This window comes from Methylobacterium sp. CCH5-D2 (assembly GCF_001556475.1).
Taxonomy (GTDB): domain Bacteria; phylum Pseudomonadota; class Alphaproteobacteria; order Rhizobiales; family Beijerinckiaceae; genus Methylobacterium; species Methylobacterium hispanicum.
Genome location: NZ_LSIX01000196.1, coordinates 1 through 17,838, shown reverse-complemented (window position 1 = coordinate 17,838; position 17,838 = coordinate 1). Strand labels below are relative to the sequence as shown.

The window sequence follows — 17,838 nt, the reverse complement described above, 5'->3', positions numbered from 1 at the left end:
CCCGTCGGCGAGGCCGACGTCGCGGCAGGCTTGGCCGAGGTGCGGGCCGGGATCGCGCAGGCGGCCGAGGATTGCGGGCGGGACCCCGCGGGCGTCCGGCTGATCGCGGTCTCGAAGACGGTGCCGGCCGAGGGAATCCTGTCGGCGCTCGAGGCCGGGCAGCGGGTCTTCGGCGAGAACTACGTGCAGGAATCGCGCGCCAAGTGGCCGGATCTGAAGGCGCGCTACCCGGATGTCGAGCTGCACCTCGTCGGCCCGCTCCAGTCGAACAAGGCTCGCGAGGCGGTCGAGCTGTTCGACGTGATCCACGCGCTCGACCGGCTCTCGCTCGCCGCGGCGCTCGCCAAGGAGATCGCCCGCACCGGACGGGCGCCGAAGCTGCTGATCCAGGTGAACACCGGCGCGGAGCCCCAGAAGGGCGGGATCGCGCCGGACGAAGTCGACGTGCTCCTGGCCGAGTGCCGCGACACGCACGGGCTCGCGATCCAGGGGCTGATGTGCGTGCCGCCCCTTGAGGATCCGCCGTCCGCCCACTTCGCCCTGCTGGCGCGGATCGCGGAGCGCCACAACCTGCCGATCCTCTCGATGGGCATGAGCGCCGACTACCCGGCGGCGATCCAACTCGGCGCGACCCATGTCCGGGTCGGCACCGCGATCTTCGGCGCCCGCGCCCGCCGGGGCTGACGAGGCCGATCAGGCCCGCCCGACCACCCGGGCGAGCGAGAGGCGCAGGGTGTCGGCCTCCTCCGCACCGTACTGCGCCTCGAAGGCGGCCTGGGCCCGGCGCCAGAGGGCGCGGGTCGCCTCCAGCTTGGCGCGGCCCGCCGGCGTGAGGCTGAGCGAGCGGGTGCGGCCGTCGCGGCCCGGCCCGATCTCGACGAGGCCGTCGCGGGCGAGCGGGCGCAGGGTCCGGCCGGTTGCGGTGCGGTCCATCACGAGATGCACCGCGAGTTCGTTCACCGCGAGCGCTCCGGTCCGGTCGAGCACCGCCAGCACGGAGAACTGCGTCGTCCGCAGGCCCGAGACGGCGAGGAAGCGGTCGTAGAACTGCGTCATGTGCCGCGCCGCCTGCCGGACGGCGAGGCAGTGGCAGGGACTCGGGATCAGCGGCGCACCGCCGGCCTTCCTCACGGTCTCGGCGCGGGCGCGCACCGGCCCGGACGCTTCGGCAGGGGGCATGCCCTGGATTCTCCTCAACCCCGACGGCGCAGCGGGCGGCGCCGGATTCGCCTGCGGGTTAGGCCACAGGCACGGCCCGCGCGTCTACCCGGCGGCCGGATCCCGGGGGGCATGGCGCCGTTGATGTGCCGGCATGGAGTCCCTCGCGGGATCGGCTCAGAGGATCCGCAGCCGCGTCCTCGGCCCGACCCGCCGCAGCAGCCGGAGCAGGTCCGGCAGCCGCAGGGCGACGCACCCCTCCGTCGGGCGGAAGCCCGGCCGGGCGACGTGCAGGAAGATCGCGGAGCCCCGGCGGGGGCGGATCGGCCCGCGGTTGTAGTCGAGGTCGATCACCACGTCGTAGAGCCCGTCCTCGCGCCACATCCGCTCGTGGCTCACCCCCGGCACGGGCAGGCGGACGGGCCGGTTGTAGCGCCGGTCGCGGGGGTCGTCGCACCAGCCGTCCCGCGGGCCGGTCCGGCGCAGCGGCAGGGCCGTCACCGGGCGCTTTCCCAGCCGGTCGTGCCGGTAGGCGCCGCCGAGCAGGCGGAAGCTGCCGCGCGGCGAGCCGCCATCCCCTTCCCGCTTGGCGCGCACGATCCCGGCGGCGCCGAGCGCGCAGGGGATCGGGCAGCCCGGCACTAGGATCTGCCCGCGTCTGCGGTCCCCGGCCCCGGCCCGCACGCGCAGCGTCCGCAGCGTCGTCGGCACGGTCCGCGTGAGCGGGAGGCGGGTTGATTTCATCGACACGACCTCGTCTCGAAACAGGTACGGGCGGCTCTTGAGGCAAGCGCGAGCACACAGTATGAAGAATTGTGCACAAGCCAATTCACAACGGCGAATCGCGCCTTATTCTCGTGCATATGCCCGGACCTGCGGATCCGGAGCCAGGGGGTTCGCAGCGGCGAGCCCGGTCTCCCGCTCCGGGGGCCGTGCGCGCGACTCCATGGCCCGGCTCTGACCGCGCGGGCCTTTGAGAGTTGGACGGATGAACGCCTACCGCCTCCTGATCTGCGACGACGACGCGATCCTGCGGGAGACTCTGACCGAGCAGTTCGATGCCTACGAGGAGTTCACGGTCGTCGCCGTAGCGAGCGCCGCCGCGGCGGTCGAGGCGGTCGCCGAGCACCGGATCGATCTCGCGGTCATGGATGTCGGTCTGCCCGACATGGACGGGCGCGAGGCGGTGCGCCGGATGCGCCGCAACGGCTATCGCGGCCCGGTCGTGATGCTGACGGGCCAGGATTCGGAGGAGGACACGGTCGAGGGCCTGGAGGCCGGCGCCAACGACTACGTCACGAAGCCCTTCAAGTTCGGCATCCTGCTCGCCCGCATCCGGGCGCACCTGCGCAGCCACGAGGCCTCGGAGGACGCGGTCTTCCAGATCGGTCCCTACACCTTTCGGCCGGGCGCCAAGCTGCTGGTCGGCGAGCGCGGCTCGAAGCTGAAGCTCACCGAGAAGGAGACCGCGATCCTGCGCTTCCTCTACCGGGCCGGCCGCGAGGTCGTGGGACGCGACACGCTGCTCGCCGAGGTGTGGGGCTACAACGCCCACGTCACCACCCACACGCTCGAGACCCACATCTACCGGCTGCGCCAGAAGATCGAGCCGAACCCGGCCACCGCCGCCATCCTCGTGACCGAGGCCGGCGGCTACAAGTTGCTGCCCTGACCGGCGTCCCGGTCTTTTCGCGCCCGCCCGTCGTGCGCGCCGGATCCGGTTCGGCTAGAACGGTCCGCGTCTGAACGGCCGAGGATCGGGACGTTGGCGATCGACGACGACATCGCGGTTCTCGCCGCCGCACCGCTGTTCCGCTGCTTCGGGCGCGACGCGCTGCGGCTTCTCTCCTTCGCGGCCGAGCGGCGCGACCTCGCGGCCGAGGAGGTCCTGTTCCGGCGCGGCGAGCCGGCCGACAGCGGCTTCGTCGTGGTCTCCGGCCGCATCCTGCTGGCGCCGCCGACGGCCGCCGCCGAGCCGGTCGCCGCGGGCCGCGCCGCCCTGATCGGGCAGATGGCCCTGTTCGTGCGCGGCGAGCGTCCGGGCGAGGCGCGCGCGGCCGAGCCGACATCCGTGCTGCGCATCACCCCGGCCCTGATGCGGCGCGTGCTGGAGGAGTTTCCGGACGCGGCCGCCGCCATCCACGACACCCTGGCCGAGGATCTGGCCGGGCTCGCGCAGGGGCTGGAGCGGGTACGCGGCCTGCTGGCGGCCGTCTGAACCCCCTCCCCTGCCCGCCCGAAGGGTGACAGGCCTGGGCCGGCTCTGTAAGCACGGGCCCGATTCCACCCGAAGCACCGACCGGAAGAACCATGTCCGAGGCCCAAGCCCGCACGGAAGCCCACGCCGATCTCGCCCGCACCATCGAGAACGCCTGGGAGGAGCGCGCCTCCATCGACACCGGCACCCGCGGCCCCGTGCGCGAGGCGGTGGACGAGGCCCTGAACCTGCTCGACGCCGGCAAGGCCCGGGTCGCCGAGAAGGCGGAAGCGGGCTGGCAGGTCAACCAGTGGCTCAAGAAGGCGGTGCTGCTCTCCTTCCGCCTCAACGAGATGGTGGCGGTGCCGGCCGGCGCCGCCGGCGCGCCGGCCTGGGACAAGGTGCCCTCGAAGTTCGAGGGCTGGGGCGAGAACCGCTTTCGCGATGCCGGCTTTCGCGTGGTGCCGGGCGCCGTGGTGCGCCGCTCGGCCTACATCGCGCCGGGCGTCATCCTGATGCCGTCCTTCGTCAATCTCGGCGCGCATGTCGGCACCGGCACGATGGTCGATACCTGGGCGACGGTCGGCTCCTGCGCCCAGATCGGCAAGAACGTGCACCTGTCCGGCGGCGTCGGCATCGGCGGCGTGCTGGAGCCGCTCCAGGCCGGCCCGGTGGTGATCGAGGACGATTGCTTCATCGGTGCCCGCTCCGAGGTGGTCGAGGGCGTGGTGGTCGAGCGCGGCGCCGTGCTCTCCATGGGCGTGTTCATCGGCGCCTCCACGAAGATCATCGACCGCGAGACCGGCGAGGTCTTCCGCGGGCGCGTGCCGGCCTACTCGGTGGTGGTGCCGGGTGCGCTCCCCGGCAAGGCGCTGCCCGACGGCTCGCCCGGCCCCTCGCTCTACTGCGCGGTGATCGTGAAGCGGGTCGATGCGCAGACGCGCGCCAAGACCAGCATCAACGAGCTCCTGCGCGACTGAGCCCCGTGCGGCCGGAGACCCGCCACCTCGACCTCACGGTCGCGGGACGCCCCTGCCCCACCCCGGTCGATGTGCGGGGGCAGGGACCGGCGGCCCTGTTGCTGCCGGCCCTCTCCACCATCTCGGCGCGGGCCGAGATGCACGGGCTCGCCGAGGCGCTGGCGGACGAGTACCGCTGCCTCGTACCGGACTGGCCGGGCTTCGGTGAGCGCCCGCGCCAGCGCCTGCCCCTGGATCCGGCGACGCTGCACGCCTTTCTCGACGCACTCGTCGCCGCCCTGCCCGGCCCCTACGCCCTCGGGATCGCGGCCGGCCACGCGGCGGGCTACCTCGTGGCCGCCGCCGCGCGCCATCCCGGGCTCTTCGGGCGGCTCGTGCTCGTGGCGCCCACTTGGCGCGGACCCCTGCCCACCGCCATGCCCGGGCGCCGATCGCTCCACGGCCGGATCCGGCGCGCCATCGAGACGCCGCTCCTCGGTGACGCCCTCTACCGCCTCAACGTCAGCCCGCCGATCATCGCCCGGATGATGCGGGCCCACGTCTACGCCGATCCCGAGCGCGTCACGCCGGCCCTGATACGCGCGAAGCATGCGGTGACGCGCCAGCGCAACGGGCGCTTCGGCACGGCCGCCTTCGTCACCGGCGGCCTCGATCCGGTCGCCAGCCGCGAGGCGTTCCTGGCCCTGTTCGGGTTAGGGCTGCCGCCCGTGCAGGTGCTGCGGCCGGAGCGTGCCCCTCCCCGCTCGGGCGCCGAGATGGACGCGCTGGCTGCGAGCGGGCGCGTGCACACTGTCGTGGTCCCCGGCGCCCTGAGCGCGCACGAGGAGCATCCGGCTTCCGTCGCCGCAGCGATCCGCGCAGCGGTCTGACCGGTCCGCGAGCCGACCCGGGACGCGAGAACGGGGCATTTATGTATCATGAATGCGGCCGTTGCGGCCCGGGCCGTGCCGAGTGCCATAGGCGCGTCGTGAATCGCCTCGTATGATTCCAAGAATCAAAGGATTGTGACGCTGCAAAATCCGATGCTCCGCTCCTCTTCAGCCCGCGCCATGCCGGCGCTTCTGGCCCTTGCACTCTCGACGGTCGCGCTGCTGACGCCCGCGCCGGCCGGCGCCGAGCCGCCGAAGCCCGCCGCACCGCCCGAGAGCGCCGCGCCTGGTCCGCAATCCGCCCCCTCAGTCGGTGCCGACACGCTGAAGCCCGGCAGGCCCGCCGCGAGACCCTATCTCAGCGAGGAGGAGGCCCCCGACACGGTGAAGATCCTGTCGCCGCCGCCCGCGAGCCACTCGCCCCTCGAGAATGCCGACCGGGCAGCCTTCAACACCACGCGCGCCCTCAAGGGCAGCGCGCGCTGGGATCTGGCCGCCAACGACGTGGCGGAGGGCGCCTCGGCGATCCTCGACACCTACGCCTGCGTGCTCGGCACGAGGATCGACGCGGCGCGCGTGCCCGCCGTGGTCAACCTGTTCGAGCGTGCCCGGCTCGATATCGCCCGCGGCACCAAGGCGCCGAAGCTGCACTACCGCCGCCTGCGGCCGTTCGTGGGCAACGACGCGCCGATCTGCGTGCAGCGGACCCAGCAGCTTGCCGACAGCTTCAGCTACCCGTCCGGCCATGCCACGCAGGGTTGGGCCTACGCCCTGATGATGGCGAGCCTGATCCCCGCGAAGTCCGGTGCGATCCTGGCGCGCGGGCGCGTGTACGGCGAGAGCCGGATCGTCTGCGGCGTGCACTGGCTCACCGACGTCGCGGCAGGCCGCACCAACGGCTCGGCGATCGTCGCCGCCCTGATGGGGAACGCGGAGTTCCGGGCCGACATGGACAAGGCCCGGATCGAACTCGCCAAGGTCGTCGAGGGCAACGGACCGCCCCCGGTGGAGGCGACCTGCGCCCGCGAGAACGCGGTGCTCACCGCGCCGGCCCTGCAGTTCTGACACGGACGGGATAGTTTTTAACTGTTCCAAGTGTGTGATTTCAATCACGTTTTCGGCTTGAACACGTCAGCTTGACCGCTAAACCTCGGGCGACCCTGATCGCACCGGACCGAGGTTTCATGACCCAGCCCGCCCGTCTCGCAGCCCTCGCCTCGCTGCTCGTTGCGGGGCCGGCGGCGGCTCAGCAGAGCGTCGAGCTCAGCCAGATCTCGGTGGAGGCCGCGAAGCCGAAGGCGCGCGCCACGGAGCCCCGCGCCCGGGCGCGGCCGCAGCCGGTCCAGCAGATGGAGGCGGGACCGGGCGGGGGTGAGCCGGCCGGCCCCATCGGCCCGGGTGCCGACAGCTCTGCCACCAGCGGCGGCGGCGGCGGTCCGAGCGGCGTCGTCGGCTACACCGCCAAGGTCAGCCCGACCGCGACCAAGACCAACACGCCGCTGATCGAGACCCCGCAATCGGTGAGCGTCGTCACCCGCGAGCAGCTGAACGACCGCAACGTTCAGTCGCTCAACGAGGCGCTGGCCTACACGCCGGGCACGTCCACCGACGTGTTCGGCTTCGACCCGCGCTTCGACGCCTTCTACATCCGCGGTTTCCAGGTGACCTACAACGGCATCTACCGCGACGGCCTGCGCCAACCCGGCGTCGGGCTCGCGGTGCCGCGCGTCGAGCCCTACGGTACGGAGGCGCTGACCATCCTGCGCGGGCCCGCCTCGGGACTCTACGGGCTCGGCTCGCCCGGCGGCATCGTCGACGTGACGACGAAGCGTCCGACCTTCACCCGGTTCGGCGAGGTCTGGTTCCAGGGCGGCAATTACGACCGCTACCAGGGCAATTTCGACATCGGCGGTCCGGTCGAGGGGTCGGACGGCACGATGGCCTACCGGCTGACGGGCCTCGTGCGCCAGTCCGACACCTTCCTGCCCGGCGCGACCGACGACCGGGCCTACATCGCCCCCGCCCTCACTTGGAAGCCCGGCGCCGACACCACCTTCACGTTGCTGACCGAGTTCCAGCGGACGCAGGTACCCGGCACGGCGGCGTTCTACAATTTCCCGGGCTTCGTGGTCTCACGGCTCTACCAGGGTGACGCGGGCTTCAACGCCTTCACCACGCAGCAGTACCGGATCGGCTACGCCTTCGAGCACCGGTTCTCGCCGGACCTGATCTTCCGTCAGAACGTCCGCTACTACGGCGTCAACGGCGACTTCCCCTATACGGAGATCACCGGTATCACCGGCCTGTCGGCGCAGCGCTACGCCGGCCTGTTCATCGATGACCTGCACGCGATCACGCTCGACAACCAGTTCGAGGGCCACGCCGTGACCGGGCCGGTCAGCCACACGATCCTCGGCGGCATCGATTACCAGCGCTACGACTACACCCGCCGCTCCGGCTTCAACTTCGCCGTTCCCGATCTCGACCTCGCGGGCGTCACCGACTTCTCGAACTTCCGCTACCGCACCGTCATCCCGAAGCCGGCGCTCACCGCTTCCTCCTTCCAGACCCTGGATCAGGTCGGCCTCTACCTGCAGGAGCAGGCGAGGTTCGACCGCTTCGTCCTGACCCTGACCGGCCGCCAGGACTTCGTCTCGCAGAGCACCCGAACCGGCGCCCCGGGCGCCCTCGGCGCCGCGACCGTGCAGGACGACGCGGCCTTCACGGGGCGCGTCGGCCTGAATTATCGCCTCGCGCCCGGCCTCGTCCCCTATGCCAGCTACGCCACCACCTTCACGCCGCAGGTCGGCGTCGACGGCCAGGGTCGTCCCTTCCCGGCCGCCACCGGCGACCAGATCGAGGCGGGCGTGAAGGTAGCCGTGCCGAACACCAACGTCACCGCGGCCTTCGCGGGCTTCGACATCGTGCAGTCCTCGATCCTGCGCCCCGATCCCACGAACACCGCCAACCAGGTCGCCACCGGCGCGGTGCGATCCAAGGGCTTCGAGGCGGAACTGGTCGCCAACCTCGCGCCCGGCACCAACCTGACGCTGGCCTACACCCATCTCGACTTCCGCTTCGTGCGCCAGACCTCGCTGCTGGCTCCGAACCTGCCGATCGACGGCAACGCCCTCTCGGGCATCCCGGGCGACAGCTTCAAGGCCTTCGCCACCTACCTGTTCCCGCCCTCCTCGCCGCTCTCCGGCCTCACCATCGGCGGGGGCGTGCGCTACGCCGGCACGAGCTTCGCCGACGACGAGAACACCGTCCGCAACCCGACCGTGACGCTGTTCGACGCCCTCGTCGCCTACGATTTCGCGGCGCTGGACCCGAAGTACAGGGGCTTGCGCGCCCAGCTGAACGGCTTCAACATCTTCGACCGGGACTACACGAACTGCCAGGCCGGGTTCTGCTACCGCGGCGCGCCCGCCACCGTGATCGGCAGCCTGATCTACCGCTGGTAGGGCAGGGCGCCGGGGTCGGCTCGACCACGCTCCCGCCGCAGAGAAATCGTAACGCCTGTGCCTCAGGCTGATGGCGCGGCGCTGTGCGCGCGCGTAAAGAGCGGATCGGGACAGGGCTGGGGCGCGGGCGCATGGTTCGTCGGGAAGGGCAGGGACTTCGGCAGGGACTTCGAGTCGCGAGCCGGCTCGCCTGCGCGGGCGTGCTGGCGCTCGGCCTCTCGGCCTGCTTCCGCCCGCTCTACGGACCGACCGCCTCCGGCGAGCCGATGGGCGCGCTGCTCGCCGCCATCCAGGTCGACGAGATCAACATGGCCCAGGGCCAGGAGCGCCTGGGACACTACCTGCGCAGCGAGCTGATCTTCGATCTCGACGGCTCCGGCCAGCCCGCGCCCAAGCGCTACCGCCTGAAGATGCAGGGCAGCGAGACGGTCCAGACGCCGATCGTCTCGACCCAGACCGGCCGGGCCGAGGCCGGCACGATCGTGGGCAGCGTGCGCTACAGCCTGGAGAGCCTCGACGGGCTCAAGGTGATCACCGAGGGCGTGGCGACCTCGACCGCGACCTACGACCGCTCGATCCAGCGCTTCGCCAGCCAGCGCGCCGCCCGCGACGCCGAGATCCGCCTGTCGAAGGTCCTGGCCGAGCAGATCAAGACCCGCATCGCCTCCGTACTCTCGGCCAAACCTTGATCGGACGCGCCTTGGTCGGCCGAGCCTTGGTCGGCGACACCGCGATCGGGGCACGCGCGTGACGGCCGTCAAGGCGCACGAGGCCGACGCGCTGATCCGGCGCGGGCCCGATCCCCGCATCCCCGTGATCCTCGTCTACGGGCCCGATACCGGCCTCGTGGTCGAGCGCGCCAAGCGCCTCGCCGAGAGCTTCGTCACCGACCCGAACGATCCCTTCGCGCTCGTAAAGATCGACGGTGACGCCCTGGCCGGCGATCCCGGCCGCCTTGTGGACGAGGCCGGCACGGTCGGCCTGTTCGGGGACAAGCGCACCATCTGGGTCCGGCCCGGCGGCCGCAACTACGCGCCCGCGGTCGAGGCGGTGCTGAAGGCGGAGGTCGCCGACACCCGCATCGTGGTCGAGGCGGGCGACCTCGCCAAGTCCGCGCCCCTGCGCACCTTGTGCGAGCGCTCGCCGCGGGCACTCGCCATCCCCTGCTACCCGGACGACGAGCGGGCGCTCGCCGAGCTGATCGACCGCACCCTGCAGGAGCGCGGCCTGCGCATCGCCCGGGAGGCCCGGGAGGTGCTGGCCCAGAGCCTCGGCGGCGACCGGCGCGCCAGCCTCGCGGAGATCGAGAAGCTCGCCCTCTACGCGGCCGGGCAGGGGAGTGTGGAACTCGACGACGTCGAGGCGGTCGTCAGCGACGTCGGGGCGAGCGTGCTCAACACGCTGATCGACGCGGCCTTCGTCGGGCGCACGGGGGAGGTCGAGCGCGAGTACCGCCGCTTCCGCCACGAGGGGCTCGATCCCTCGATGATGTTGGGCTCGGCCCTCCGCCACGCGCTCGCGCTGCTGGCGAGCCGTCTGGATGGGCCCGACAAGAGCCCGAGCCTGCTCGTCGCCTCCTGGCGCGGACTTCACTTCAAGCGCAAGGCCGCCGTCGAGACACAGCTCGGGCGCTGGAGCCCAGCCGCGCTCCGGCAGGCCGTGCAGATCCTGCAGGAGGCGGTGCTGGCCTGCCGCCGGGCGGATGCCGATCTCGCCCACGCCCACGCCTCCGCGGCGCTCCTGCGCATCGCCACGGAGGCGGCGCGGCGCCGGGCCGGCTGACATCCGCGCGAGCGAGCCCGGGCGGGGCGGCTCCGCCAACACTCCGTTAAGCCGGCACGGTCCAATCTCTCCTCCAATCCGATCTGTCCGAACGCGATGTCGTCCTACTTCTTCCGGCAGCGCCAGTGCGAACCAGCCGATGCACCCGCGCCAGAACCGGATCTGGCCGCGCTGAAACGGGAAGTTCAGCGCCTGCGGGAGATGCTCGATCTCAACTCGGACTGGATCTGGGAGGTCGATGCGGCGGGCCGCTACACCTACGTCTCGCTCCACTGCCTCACGCTGCTCGGCTACAGGCCGGAGGAGATGCTCGGGCGCACCCCCTTCGACTTCATGCCGCCGGACGAGGCGGCCCGCGTGGGCGCGGCCTTCGCGGCGATCGTCGCGGAGAAGCGCGGCTTCTCGCATCTGCTGAACCGCAACGTCCGCCGCGACGGCCGGATCGTCGTGCTGGAAACGAGCGGCGTGCCGCTGCTGAACCCGGACGGCAGCCTGCGGGGCTATCGCGGCATCGACCGCGACATCACCGAGCGGGAGGCGGCGAACGAGCGCCTGCGCCATGCGGCGCGGCACGATTCGCTCACCGAGTTGCCGAACCGGCTCTACCTGCGTGAGCATCTCGAAGTGCGCCTCGGTGGGGCAGGGGCCGGCTGCTGCGCGCTGGCGATCGATCTCGACCGCTTCAAGCCGGTCAACGACCGGCTCGGCCACGAGGCCGGGGATCTGGTGCTGCGGGAGATCGGCCGCCGCCTGGCGGACCTGGCGGCCGCGCGCGGGGCCTTCGCCGCGCGGCCGGGCGGCGACGAGTTCGTGGTCGTCGCCGGAACCCTTGCACCGGAGGCCGCGGATCGCTTGGCGGAGGACCTGCGGGCGGCGATCGGCGGCCCGATCGGCCTCGGCAGCGAGACGGTCGCGGTCGGGGCCAGCATCGGCATCGCCCACGGCCGGGCCGAGGACACCGTGGACACCCTGCTGGCCGCCGCGGACCGGGCGCTCTACCGCGCCAAGGCGGCGCGCGACGCCGCCTGCTGAGGCGTCGCCCTCAATCCGCGTCCGGAATCTCGAGGCGGCGGCAGAGGGCGTCGAGTTCCTCCGCGGTCTGGTAGCGGATGCGGATCTCGCCCTCGTTCGGGTTCTTCGCCTTCAGGCTGACGCCGATGCCGAGCGCGCGGGCGAAGCGGCGCTCCAGGCTGCGGACCTCCTCGGAGCGCTCGCCGGCGCCGCGGGGACGGCCGGGACGGGGCCCTTCCTGCTCGGGCACCTCGGCCGCCGCGATCGCCTCGACCTCGCGGACCGACAGCCCCTCCTCCACGATGCGGCGCCCGACCGCTTCCGGATCGCGCACGGCGAGCAGCGCGCGGGCATGGCCCGCCGTGATCTCGCCCGCGATCACCCGATCCTGAATCGTCGGCGGCAGGTTGAGGAGACGCAGCGTATTCGCCAGGTGGCTCCGGCTCTTGCCGAGGATCTCGGCAAGCTCGCGCTGGCTATAGGCGAACTCGCTCATCAATCGCTCGTAGCCGGCCGCCTCCTCGATCGCGTTGAGATCGGTGCGCTGCACGTTCTCGAGGATCGCGAATTCGAGCGAGGCCCGGTCGTCGATCTCGACGACGACCACCGGAACCTCGTCGAGGCCGGCGCGCTGGGCCGCGCGCCAGCGGCGCTCGCCCGCTACGATCTCGTAGGCACCCGGCACGTCGGCGAGCGGGCGCACGACGATCGGTTGAATCAGCCCGCGCGCCTTCAACGAGACGGCGAGCTCATCGAGGTCGGTCTCGCTGAAGCGCCGACGGGGGTTGCGCGGGTTGGGACGCAGGAACTCGACCGCCACCCGGCGCTGCGGGGTCGGGGACTTCGCGCCGTCCGCGGCTGGTTCCGCCGCGCCGAAATCGCCGATCAGGGCCGCGAGCCCGCGCCCCAGCCGGGGCCGTGCGCCCTCTTCCGCCATCACCGCCACCCATCCACTCCGTTACGCAACCCGCGGCGCCGCCCGTCGGCTACCAGCACCCACATCGTCGGCTACCGACTCCTAAGCCGCCGCCGGCACCCGGCCTTCCCGCTGGATCACCTCTGAGGCGAGCCGCAGGTAAGCCTGGGACCCCGCGCATTTGAGGTCGTAGAGCAGCGCCGGCTTGCCGTGCGAGGGCGCCTCCGAGATCCGCACGTTGCGCGGGATCATCGTCTCGTAGACCTTCTCGCCCATGAAGCTGCGCACATCCGCCACGACTTGGTTGGAGAGGTTGTTGCGCGGGTCGAACATCGTCAGCACGACGCCCTGGATCGTCAACTTGGGGTTGAGCGCCGCGCGCACCTGCTCGACGGTGCGCAGGAGCTGGCTCAGGCCCTCCAGGGCGAAGAACTCGCATTGCAGCGGCACCATCACGGCGTCGGCCGCGACCAGCGCGTTGATGGTGAGGAGGTTCAGCGAGGGCGGGCAGTCGATCAGCACGTAGCTGAAGGCCGCCGTCTCGGCCGCGTCGCCCATGCCCTTCAGCACGTTGCGCAGGCGGTGCGCCCGGTCCGGGCTCTGGGCCATTTCCAGTTCGAGGCCGAGCAGGTCCATGGTGGAGGCCGCGATCGACAGGCGCGGCACCGCGGTCGGCACCACCGCCTGGGCGAGCGTGGCCTCGCCGGCCATCACCTCGTAGGTCGAGACCCGGCGGGCGCGCCGGTCGATGCCGAGCCCCGTCGAGGCGTTGCCCTGCGGGTCGAGGTCGATCACCAGCACCTGCTCGCCGATCGCGGCGAGCGCGGTCCCTAGGTTGATCGCCGTCGTGGTCTTGCCGACGCCGCCCTTCTGGTTGGCGAGCGCGAGGATCCGCAGCGGGCGCGCGGGTGCGGCCGGCTGGACGGAGGAGGGGAGGACGTCGCTTGTCATGGGGATGGGTCCGGGACTCGCGGGCTCGATCGAGGACTCGCGGGCGCGAGATCGTTGACCCGCACGATCCGGGCCATCGACTCGGTTCGGCTCGGAACGAGGTCGTAGGCGACTGTCCACCGTGCGGCGGCCCGGGTCAATTCCGCTTCGACCTCGCGCCCCTTCGGAAACAGGCCGGTGGTGCCCGAATTCAACAGGGGCTCGGTCCAGTCGAGGAGTTGTTCCAGCGGCGCGAGGGCCCGGGCGCAGACCACGTCCACGCCCCGGAAATTCGGGATGACCGCCTCGATCCGCGCGGCGTGGACGCGGGCCCGCGCGCCGGTGAGCCGGGCGGTCTCGGTGAGGAAGGCGCATTTGCGCGCGTTGCTCTCGACGAGATCGACGGAGATCTCGGGCCCGCCCGCGATGGCGAGGATCAGGCCGGGGATGCCGGCGCCGGAGCCGAGGTCGAGCCAGCGCCGGGCATCCGGCGCTAGCGCGAGAAGCTGGAGCGCGTCGGCGACGTGCCGGGTCCAGACCTCGGCGAGCGTCGCCGGCCCGACGAGGTTCTTCACCGATTGCCAGCGCCGCAGCTGCGCGACGTAGAGGTCGAGGCGCGCCGCGGTTTCACGTGAAACACCGGCCTCCGCGAGGACACGGTCGCGGTCGTGCTGGGCCGCCATCAGGCACGCACCGCCGCGCGCCCATCCCGGCGGGCATGGGCGGCCAGGAGCGTGAGCGCCGCGGGCGTGACGCCCTCGATGCGCGCGGCCTGCCCCAGCGTGCCCGGGCGCACCGCCTCGAGCTTCGAGCGCATCTCGTTGGAGAGCCCGCTGATCCCCGCATAGTCGAGTCCGGCCGGTAACCGCACCGCCTCGTCGCGCCGGAAGGCGGCGATGTCGGCCCGCTGCCGGTCGAGATAGACCGCGTAGGTCGCATCCGTGCGCAGGCGCTCGGCGATGCGCGGGCTCACCGCGGCAAGCTCCGGCCAAACGCCCGCAAGCCGCGCCCAGTCGAGTTCCGGGTAGGAGAGGAGCTGGAAGGCGCTGCGGCGGATGCCGTCCTGATTGAGCGCGATCCCGTGGGCCCGCGCCTCGGTCGGCGTGAGGCTCAGGGCGTCGAGTCGCGCGCGGGCGGCGGCGAGTTCGGCCTGCGCGGCGGCGAAATGCGCGGCCCGCCTCGCGCCGACGCAGCCCAGCGCCAAGCCGCGCGGAGTCAGCCGCTCGTCGGCGTTGTCCACGCGCAGGCTGAGCCGGTACTCGGAGCGCGAGGTGAACATCCGGTAGGGCTCGCTCACCCCGTGGGTGACGAGGTCGTCGATCATCACGCCGAGATAGGATTCGGCCCGGTCGAAGGCCGCGACCGCCTGACCGCCCGCGAGGCGGGCGGCGTTGAGGCCGGCGACGAGCCCCTGGGCCGCGGCCTCCTCGTAGCCGGTGGTGCCGTTGATCTGGCCGGCCAGGAACAGGCCGGGCAGGCGCGCGGTCTGCAGCCCGGCATCGAGTTCGCGCGGATCGACGTAATCGTACTCGATGGCGTAGCCCGGCCGCACGATGCGGGTCCGCTCCAATCCGGGGATCAGCCCGACGAGCGCGCGCTGCACGTCCTCGGGGAGCGCCGTCGAGATGCCGTTCGGGTAGACGGTCGGGTCGTCGAGGCCCTCGGGCTCGAGGAAGATCTGGTGCCCCTCGCGGTCGCCGAAGCGCACCACCTTGTCCTCGATCGACGGGCAGTAGCGCGGGCCGCGGCTGCTGATGCCGCCCGAGTACATCGGCGAGCGGTGGAGGTTCGCTCGGATCAGGTCGTGCGCCGCGCGCGTCGTCCGGGTGATGCCGCAGCGGATCTGCGGCGTGGTGATCCGCTCGGTCAGCGTCGAGAACGGCACCGGCTCGGCGTCGGCCTCCTGCATCTCCAGGGCGGCCCAGTCGATGGTGGTGCCGTCGAGCCGCGGCGGCGTGCCGGTCTTCAGGCGGCCGAGCCGGAAGCCGAGCCGGTCGAGGGTCCTGGCGAGGCCGACGGCCGGCGCCTCGCCGACGCGGCCGGCCGGCACCTGCACCGGGCCGATATGGATCAGGCCGCGCAGGAAGGTGCCGGTGGTGATCACGGCGGCCCCGCAGGGGAGGGTGCGCCCGTCGCCGAGCACCACGCCCGCGACGCGGCCGTCGGCGACGACGAGATCCTCGCAAGCGGCCTCGATCACCGTGAGGCCGGCGGTCTCGGCCAGGGCCGCCTGCATGGCGGCGGCGTAGAGCTTGCGGTCGGCCTGGGTGCGGGGCCCGCGCACGGCCGGGCCCTTGCGGCGGTTGAGCAGACGGAACTGGATGCCGGCGGCGTCCGCGACCCGGCCCATCAGGCCGTCGAGCGCATCGACCTCGCGCACGAGATGGCCCTTGCCGAGCCCGCCGATGGCCGGATTGCAGGACAGCGCGCCGATGGTCGCCGCTGCGTGGGTGACGAGGGCGGTGCGAGCACCGCAGCGGGCGGCGGCGGCCGCCGCCTCGACGCCGGCATGGCCGCCGCCGACGACGACGACGTCGAAGGTTGAGGAACCGTTGATGGACATGCGGGTGATTAGGCGCGCCCGCGCGGGATCGTCAACGGATGGGTGGGGTAGGGGCCACTCTCCCCGCAGAGGGGAAAGGACGTGGAGGCGAATGCACGTTCCGTCGAGACGACAGCCCGCGAATCCATGGGGTCGCGATCCCCGAATCGGTAACCGGTACCACCCCGACCCAACAATACTGCTTTATCCGAGCCATCACGGCATCGATATTGCTTCGTCTCCGGAGGTCCATGCGCGCGGCGCACCGGCCCATGTTCCTGCGTCCTAGCACTTCGAGGAGGCGGCATGCATCTCTGGGCGATCGGGCTGGGAGCCCTGTGCTGCGCGGGCGGAGCGGTCGCGCATTTCACCGACCCCACGCACCGGCGCGAGGGCGCGCTCGGGCTAGCGGGACTGGGCTTCCTGCTGGCGGGCCTGTTCCTCGGGCGCTAGCGTCGGTCCTCCTCCGCACCTCTCTCCGGCCGGAGGGGTCGGCGCTACACGGCCGCGCGCAGCTGCTTCACCCAGAGGTCGGCCGAGATATCGGCGCCGCCGCGCGTCGCGAAGGCGTAGGGGGCGTGCACGACGCTCCCGTCCTCCAGCTGGATCTGCCAGCGGAAGACGCCGGGCTTGTCGGGGCAGGGCGCCACGCGCGGGCGTCCGGGCTGTCGGGATCGAACCATGGGGAGCAAAGCCCTGGGCACCCGGATGGTTCCGAGGCGCGGACGGAGAGGGCTGCGGGGCGGTCCGCGGCCGCGGCGGTTGCCGGGCGCCGGTGCCCTGCGTTAGAGCCCGGCAACCCGTTCCGACACGAAGCGAAATCCTGCGATGTCCAAGGCCGATGCCGCGAAGGCCGATCCGAAGAAGGCCGACACCCTGAAGCCCCGCCTTCCGCGCGGCTTCGTCGACCGGCGCGAGGACGAGATCGCGGCCCAGCACCGCATGCTGGAGCGCATCCGCCAGACCTTCGAGCTCTACGGCTTCGAGGCCCTGGAGACGCCCTTCGTCGAGTATACGGAAAGCCTCGGCAAGTTCCTGCCCGACCTCGACCGGCCGAACGCGGGCGTGTTCTCGTTCCAAGACGACGACGAATCCTGGCTCTCGCTCCGCTACGATCTCACCGCGCCGCTCGCCCGGTTCGTGGCCGAGCACTACGACACCCTGCCCAAGCCCTACCGGAGTTTTAGAGCCGGCTACGTTTTCCGCAACGAGAAGCCGGGACCGGGCCGCTTCCGGCAGTTCATGCAGTTCGACGCCGACATCGTGGGTGCCTCCTCGGTCGCCGCGGACGCCGAGGCCTGCATGCTGATGGCCGACACGCTGGAGAAGCTCGGCCTCGCGGGCCAGTTCGTCGTCAAGGTGAACAACCGCAAGGTGCTCGACGGCGTGATGGAGGCGATCGGGCTCGCGGGCGACGACCGGGCCGGCCAGCGCCTGACGGTGCTGCGCGCCATCGACAAGCTCGACCGCCTCGGCGCCGACGGCGTGCGCCAGTTGCTGGGCGCCGGCCGCAAGGACGAGAGCGGCGACTTCACCAAGGGCGCGGGCCTCGACGAGGCGCAGATCGCCCGCATCCTGGCCTACGTGGCCTTCCAGCCCTCCGCGGATGCGGGCGCCGACCGGCTCGCCTTCTGGGAGCAGTTCTTCGGCTCCTGGCAGGACGTGGTCGGCCCCTCCGAGACGGGGCGGGAGGGCATCGCGGAGCTGCACGCGATCATGCGGCTCTGCGAGGCGGCGGGCTACGGCCACGACCGGATCCGGGCCGATGCCAGCGTGGTGCGCGGGCTCGAGTACTACACCGGGCCCGTCTACGAGGCGGAGCTGACCTTCCCGGTCACCAACGAGGACGGCCAGGTAGTCCGCTTCGGCTCGGTGGCGGGCGGCGGGCGCTACGACGGCCTCGTCGGGCGCTTCCGCTCGGAGCCGGTGCCGGCCACCGGCTTCTCCATCGGCGTCTCGCGCCTGTTCTCGGCGCTCCAGCTCGTCGGC

At 72.1% G+C, this 17,838-nt stretch carries 19 protein-coding genes; 12 read left to right on the top strand and 7 right to left on the bottom strand.

All coding sequences use genetic code 11. From position 1 onward, the window contains the following. On the top strand, positions 1-684 hold a 684-nt coding region (locus AX737_RS05070), incomplete at its 5' end, for a YggS family pyridoxal phosphate-dependent enzyme (protein ID WP_066919498.1). 9 nt (positions 685-693) lie between these two features. On the opposite strand, the gene AX737_RS05065 is transcribed toward AX737_RS05070, so the two are convergent. After that, positions 694-1,179, bottom strand: coding sequence for a MarR family transcriptional regulator (locus tag AX737_RS05065; RefSeq protein WP_082772888.1), 486 nt, complete (start codon positions 1,177-1,179; stop codon positions 694-696). 156 nt (positions 1,180-1,335) lie between these two features. Next, positions 1,336-1,902, bottom strand: coding sequence for a L,D-transpeptidase family protein (locus AX737_RS05060; protein ID WP_066919496.1), 567 nt, complete (start codon positions 1,900-1,902; stop codon positions 1,336-1,338). Positions 1,903-2,146: 244 nt separating this feature from the next. Between AX737_RS05060 and AX737_RS05055 the strand changes: the two genes are divergently transcribed. The 9 genes from AX737_RS05055 to AX737_RS05015 all read left to right on the top strand — a co-directional run bounded on the left by AX737_RS05055 (position 2,147) and on the right by AX737_RS05015 (position 11,482). Beyond that, positions 2,147-2,830: a response regulator transcription factor gene (locus tag AX737_RS05055; protein WP_066919494.1), complete on the top strand. Its 684-nt coding sequence runs from the start codon at positions 2,147-2,149 to the stop codon at positions 2,828-2,830. 93 nt (positions 2,831-2,923) lie between these two features. Continuing rightward, a complete protein-coding gene (locus AX737_RS05050) occupies positions 2,924-3,376 on the top strand; it encodes a Crp/Fnr family transcriptional regulator (protein ID WP_066919491.1) in 453 nt (150 codons plus the stop codon). 92 nt (positions 3,377-3,468) lie between these two features. Continuing rightward, positions 3,469-4,335, top strand: a complete 867-nt coding sequence (gene dapD / locus AX737_RS05045; protein ID WP_066919489.1) for a 2,3,4,5-tetrahydropyridine-2,6-dicarboxylate N-succinyltransferase — start codon at positions 3,469-3,471, stop codon at positions 4,333-4,335. Positions 4,336-4,340: 5 nt separating this feature from the next. Beyond that, the gene (locus AX737_RS05040; protein WP_156453535.1) at positions 4,341-5,204 is read left to right on the top strand and encodes an alpha/beta hydrolase; all 864 of its coding nucleotides are present in this window, start codon (positions 4,341-4,343) and stop codon (positions 5,202-5,204) included. A 153-nt stretch (positions 5,205-5,357) separates the two neighbouring features. Further along, complete coding sequence (locus AX737_RS05035; protein ID WP_066919487.1) at positions 5,358-6,269, top strand: phosphatase PAP2 family protein; 912 nt, start codon at positions 5,358-5,360, stop codon at positions 6,267-6,269. A gap of 119 nt (positions 6,270-6,388) precedes the next feature. Beyond that, positions 6,389-8,668: a TonB-dependent siderophore receptor gene (locus tag AX737_RS05030; RefSeq protein ID WP_066919485.1), complete on the top strand. Its 2,280-nt coding sequence runs from the start codon at positions 6,389-6,391 to the stop codon at positions 8,666-8,668. A 131-nt stretch (positions 8,669-8,799) separates the two neighbouring features. Next, positions 8,800-9,357: an LPS assembly lipoprotein LptE gene (lptE, locus tag AX737_RS05025; RefSeq protein ID WP_066919483.1), complete on the top strand. Its 558-nt coding sequence runs from the start codon at positions 8,800-8,802 to the stop codon at positions 9,355-9,357. A gap of 58 nt (positions 9,358-9,415) precedes the next feature. Further along, a complete protein-coding gene (gene holA, locus AX737_RS05020) occupies positions 9,416-10,450 on the top strand; it encodes a DNA polymerase III subunit delta (RefSeq protein ID WP_066919482.1) in 1,035 nt (344 codons plus the stop codon). 96 nt (positions 10,451-10,546) lie between these two features. Beyond that, positions 10,547-11,482, top strand: a complete 936-nt coding sequence (locus tag AX737_RS05015) for a diguanylate cyclase (RefSeq protein ID WP_066919480.1) — start codon at positions 10,547-10,549, stop codon at positions 11,480-11,482. 10 nt (positions 11,483-11,492) lie between these two features. Here AX737_RS05015 and AX737_RS05010 read toward each other — a convergent pair whose 3' ends face one another. The 4 genes from AX737_RS05010 to mnmG all read right to left on the bottom strand — a co-directional run bounded on the left by AX737_RS05010 (position 11,493) and on the right by mnmG (position 15,870). Next, positions 11,493-12,398: a ParB/RepB/Spo0J family partition protein gene (locus tag AX737_RS05010; RefSeq protein ID WP_066919478.1), complete on the bottom strand. Its 906-nt coding sequence runs from the start codon at positions 12,396-12,398 to the stop codon at positions 11,493-11,495. A gap of 81 nt (positions 12,399-12,479) precedes the next feature. After that, entirely contained in the window at positions 12,480-13,328 is an 849-nt protein-coding gene (locus tag AX737_RS05005) for a ParA family protein (RefSeq protein ID WP_066919476.1), read from the bottom strand. Beyond that, positions 13,325-13,990: a 16S rRNA (guanine(527)-N(7))-methyltransferase RsmG gene (gene rsmG / locus AX737_RS05000; RefSeq protein ID WP_066919474.1), complete on the bottom strand. Its 666-nt coding sequence runs from the start codon at positions 13,988-13,990 to the stop codon at positions 13,325-13,327. The genes AX737_RS05005 and rsmG overlap by 4 nt, the downstream gene beginning before the upstream one ends. Continuing rightward, positions 13,990-15,870, bottom strand: a complete 1,881-nt coding sequence (gene mnmG / locus AX737_RS04995; protein ID WP_066919472.1) for a tRNA uridine-5-carboxymethylaminomethyl(34) synthesis enzyme MnmG — start codon at positions 15,868-15,870, stop codon at positions 13,990-13,992. The genes rsmG and mnmG overlap by 1 nt, the downstream gene beginning before the upstream one ends. 285 nt (positions 15,871-16,155) lie before the next feature. Here mnmG and AX737_RS34110 point away from each other — a divergent pair, with 285 nt between their 5' ends. Further along, positions 16,156-16,302, top strand: coding sequence for a hypothetical protein (locus AX737_RS34110; RefSeq protein WP_197430466.1), 147 nt, complete (start codon positions 16,156-16,158; stop codon positions 16,300-16,302). Positions 16,303-16,346: 44 nt separating this feature from the next. Here the strand turns inward: AX737_RS34110 and AX737_RS32965 are convergent, their stop codons facing one another. Next, positions 16,347-16,499, bottom strand: coding sequence for a hypothetical protein (locus AX737_RS32965; protein ID WP_156453534.1), 153 nt, complete (start codon positions 16,497-16,499; stop codon positions 16,347-16,349). A 178-nt stretch (positions 16,500-16,677) separates the two neighbouring features. Here AX737_RS32965 and hisS point away from each other — a divergent pair. Further along, on the top strand, positions 16,678-17,838 hold a 1,161-nt coding region (hisS, locus tag AX737_RS04990; RefSeq protein ID WP_066919470.1), incomplete at its 3' end, for a histidine--tRNA ligase.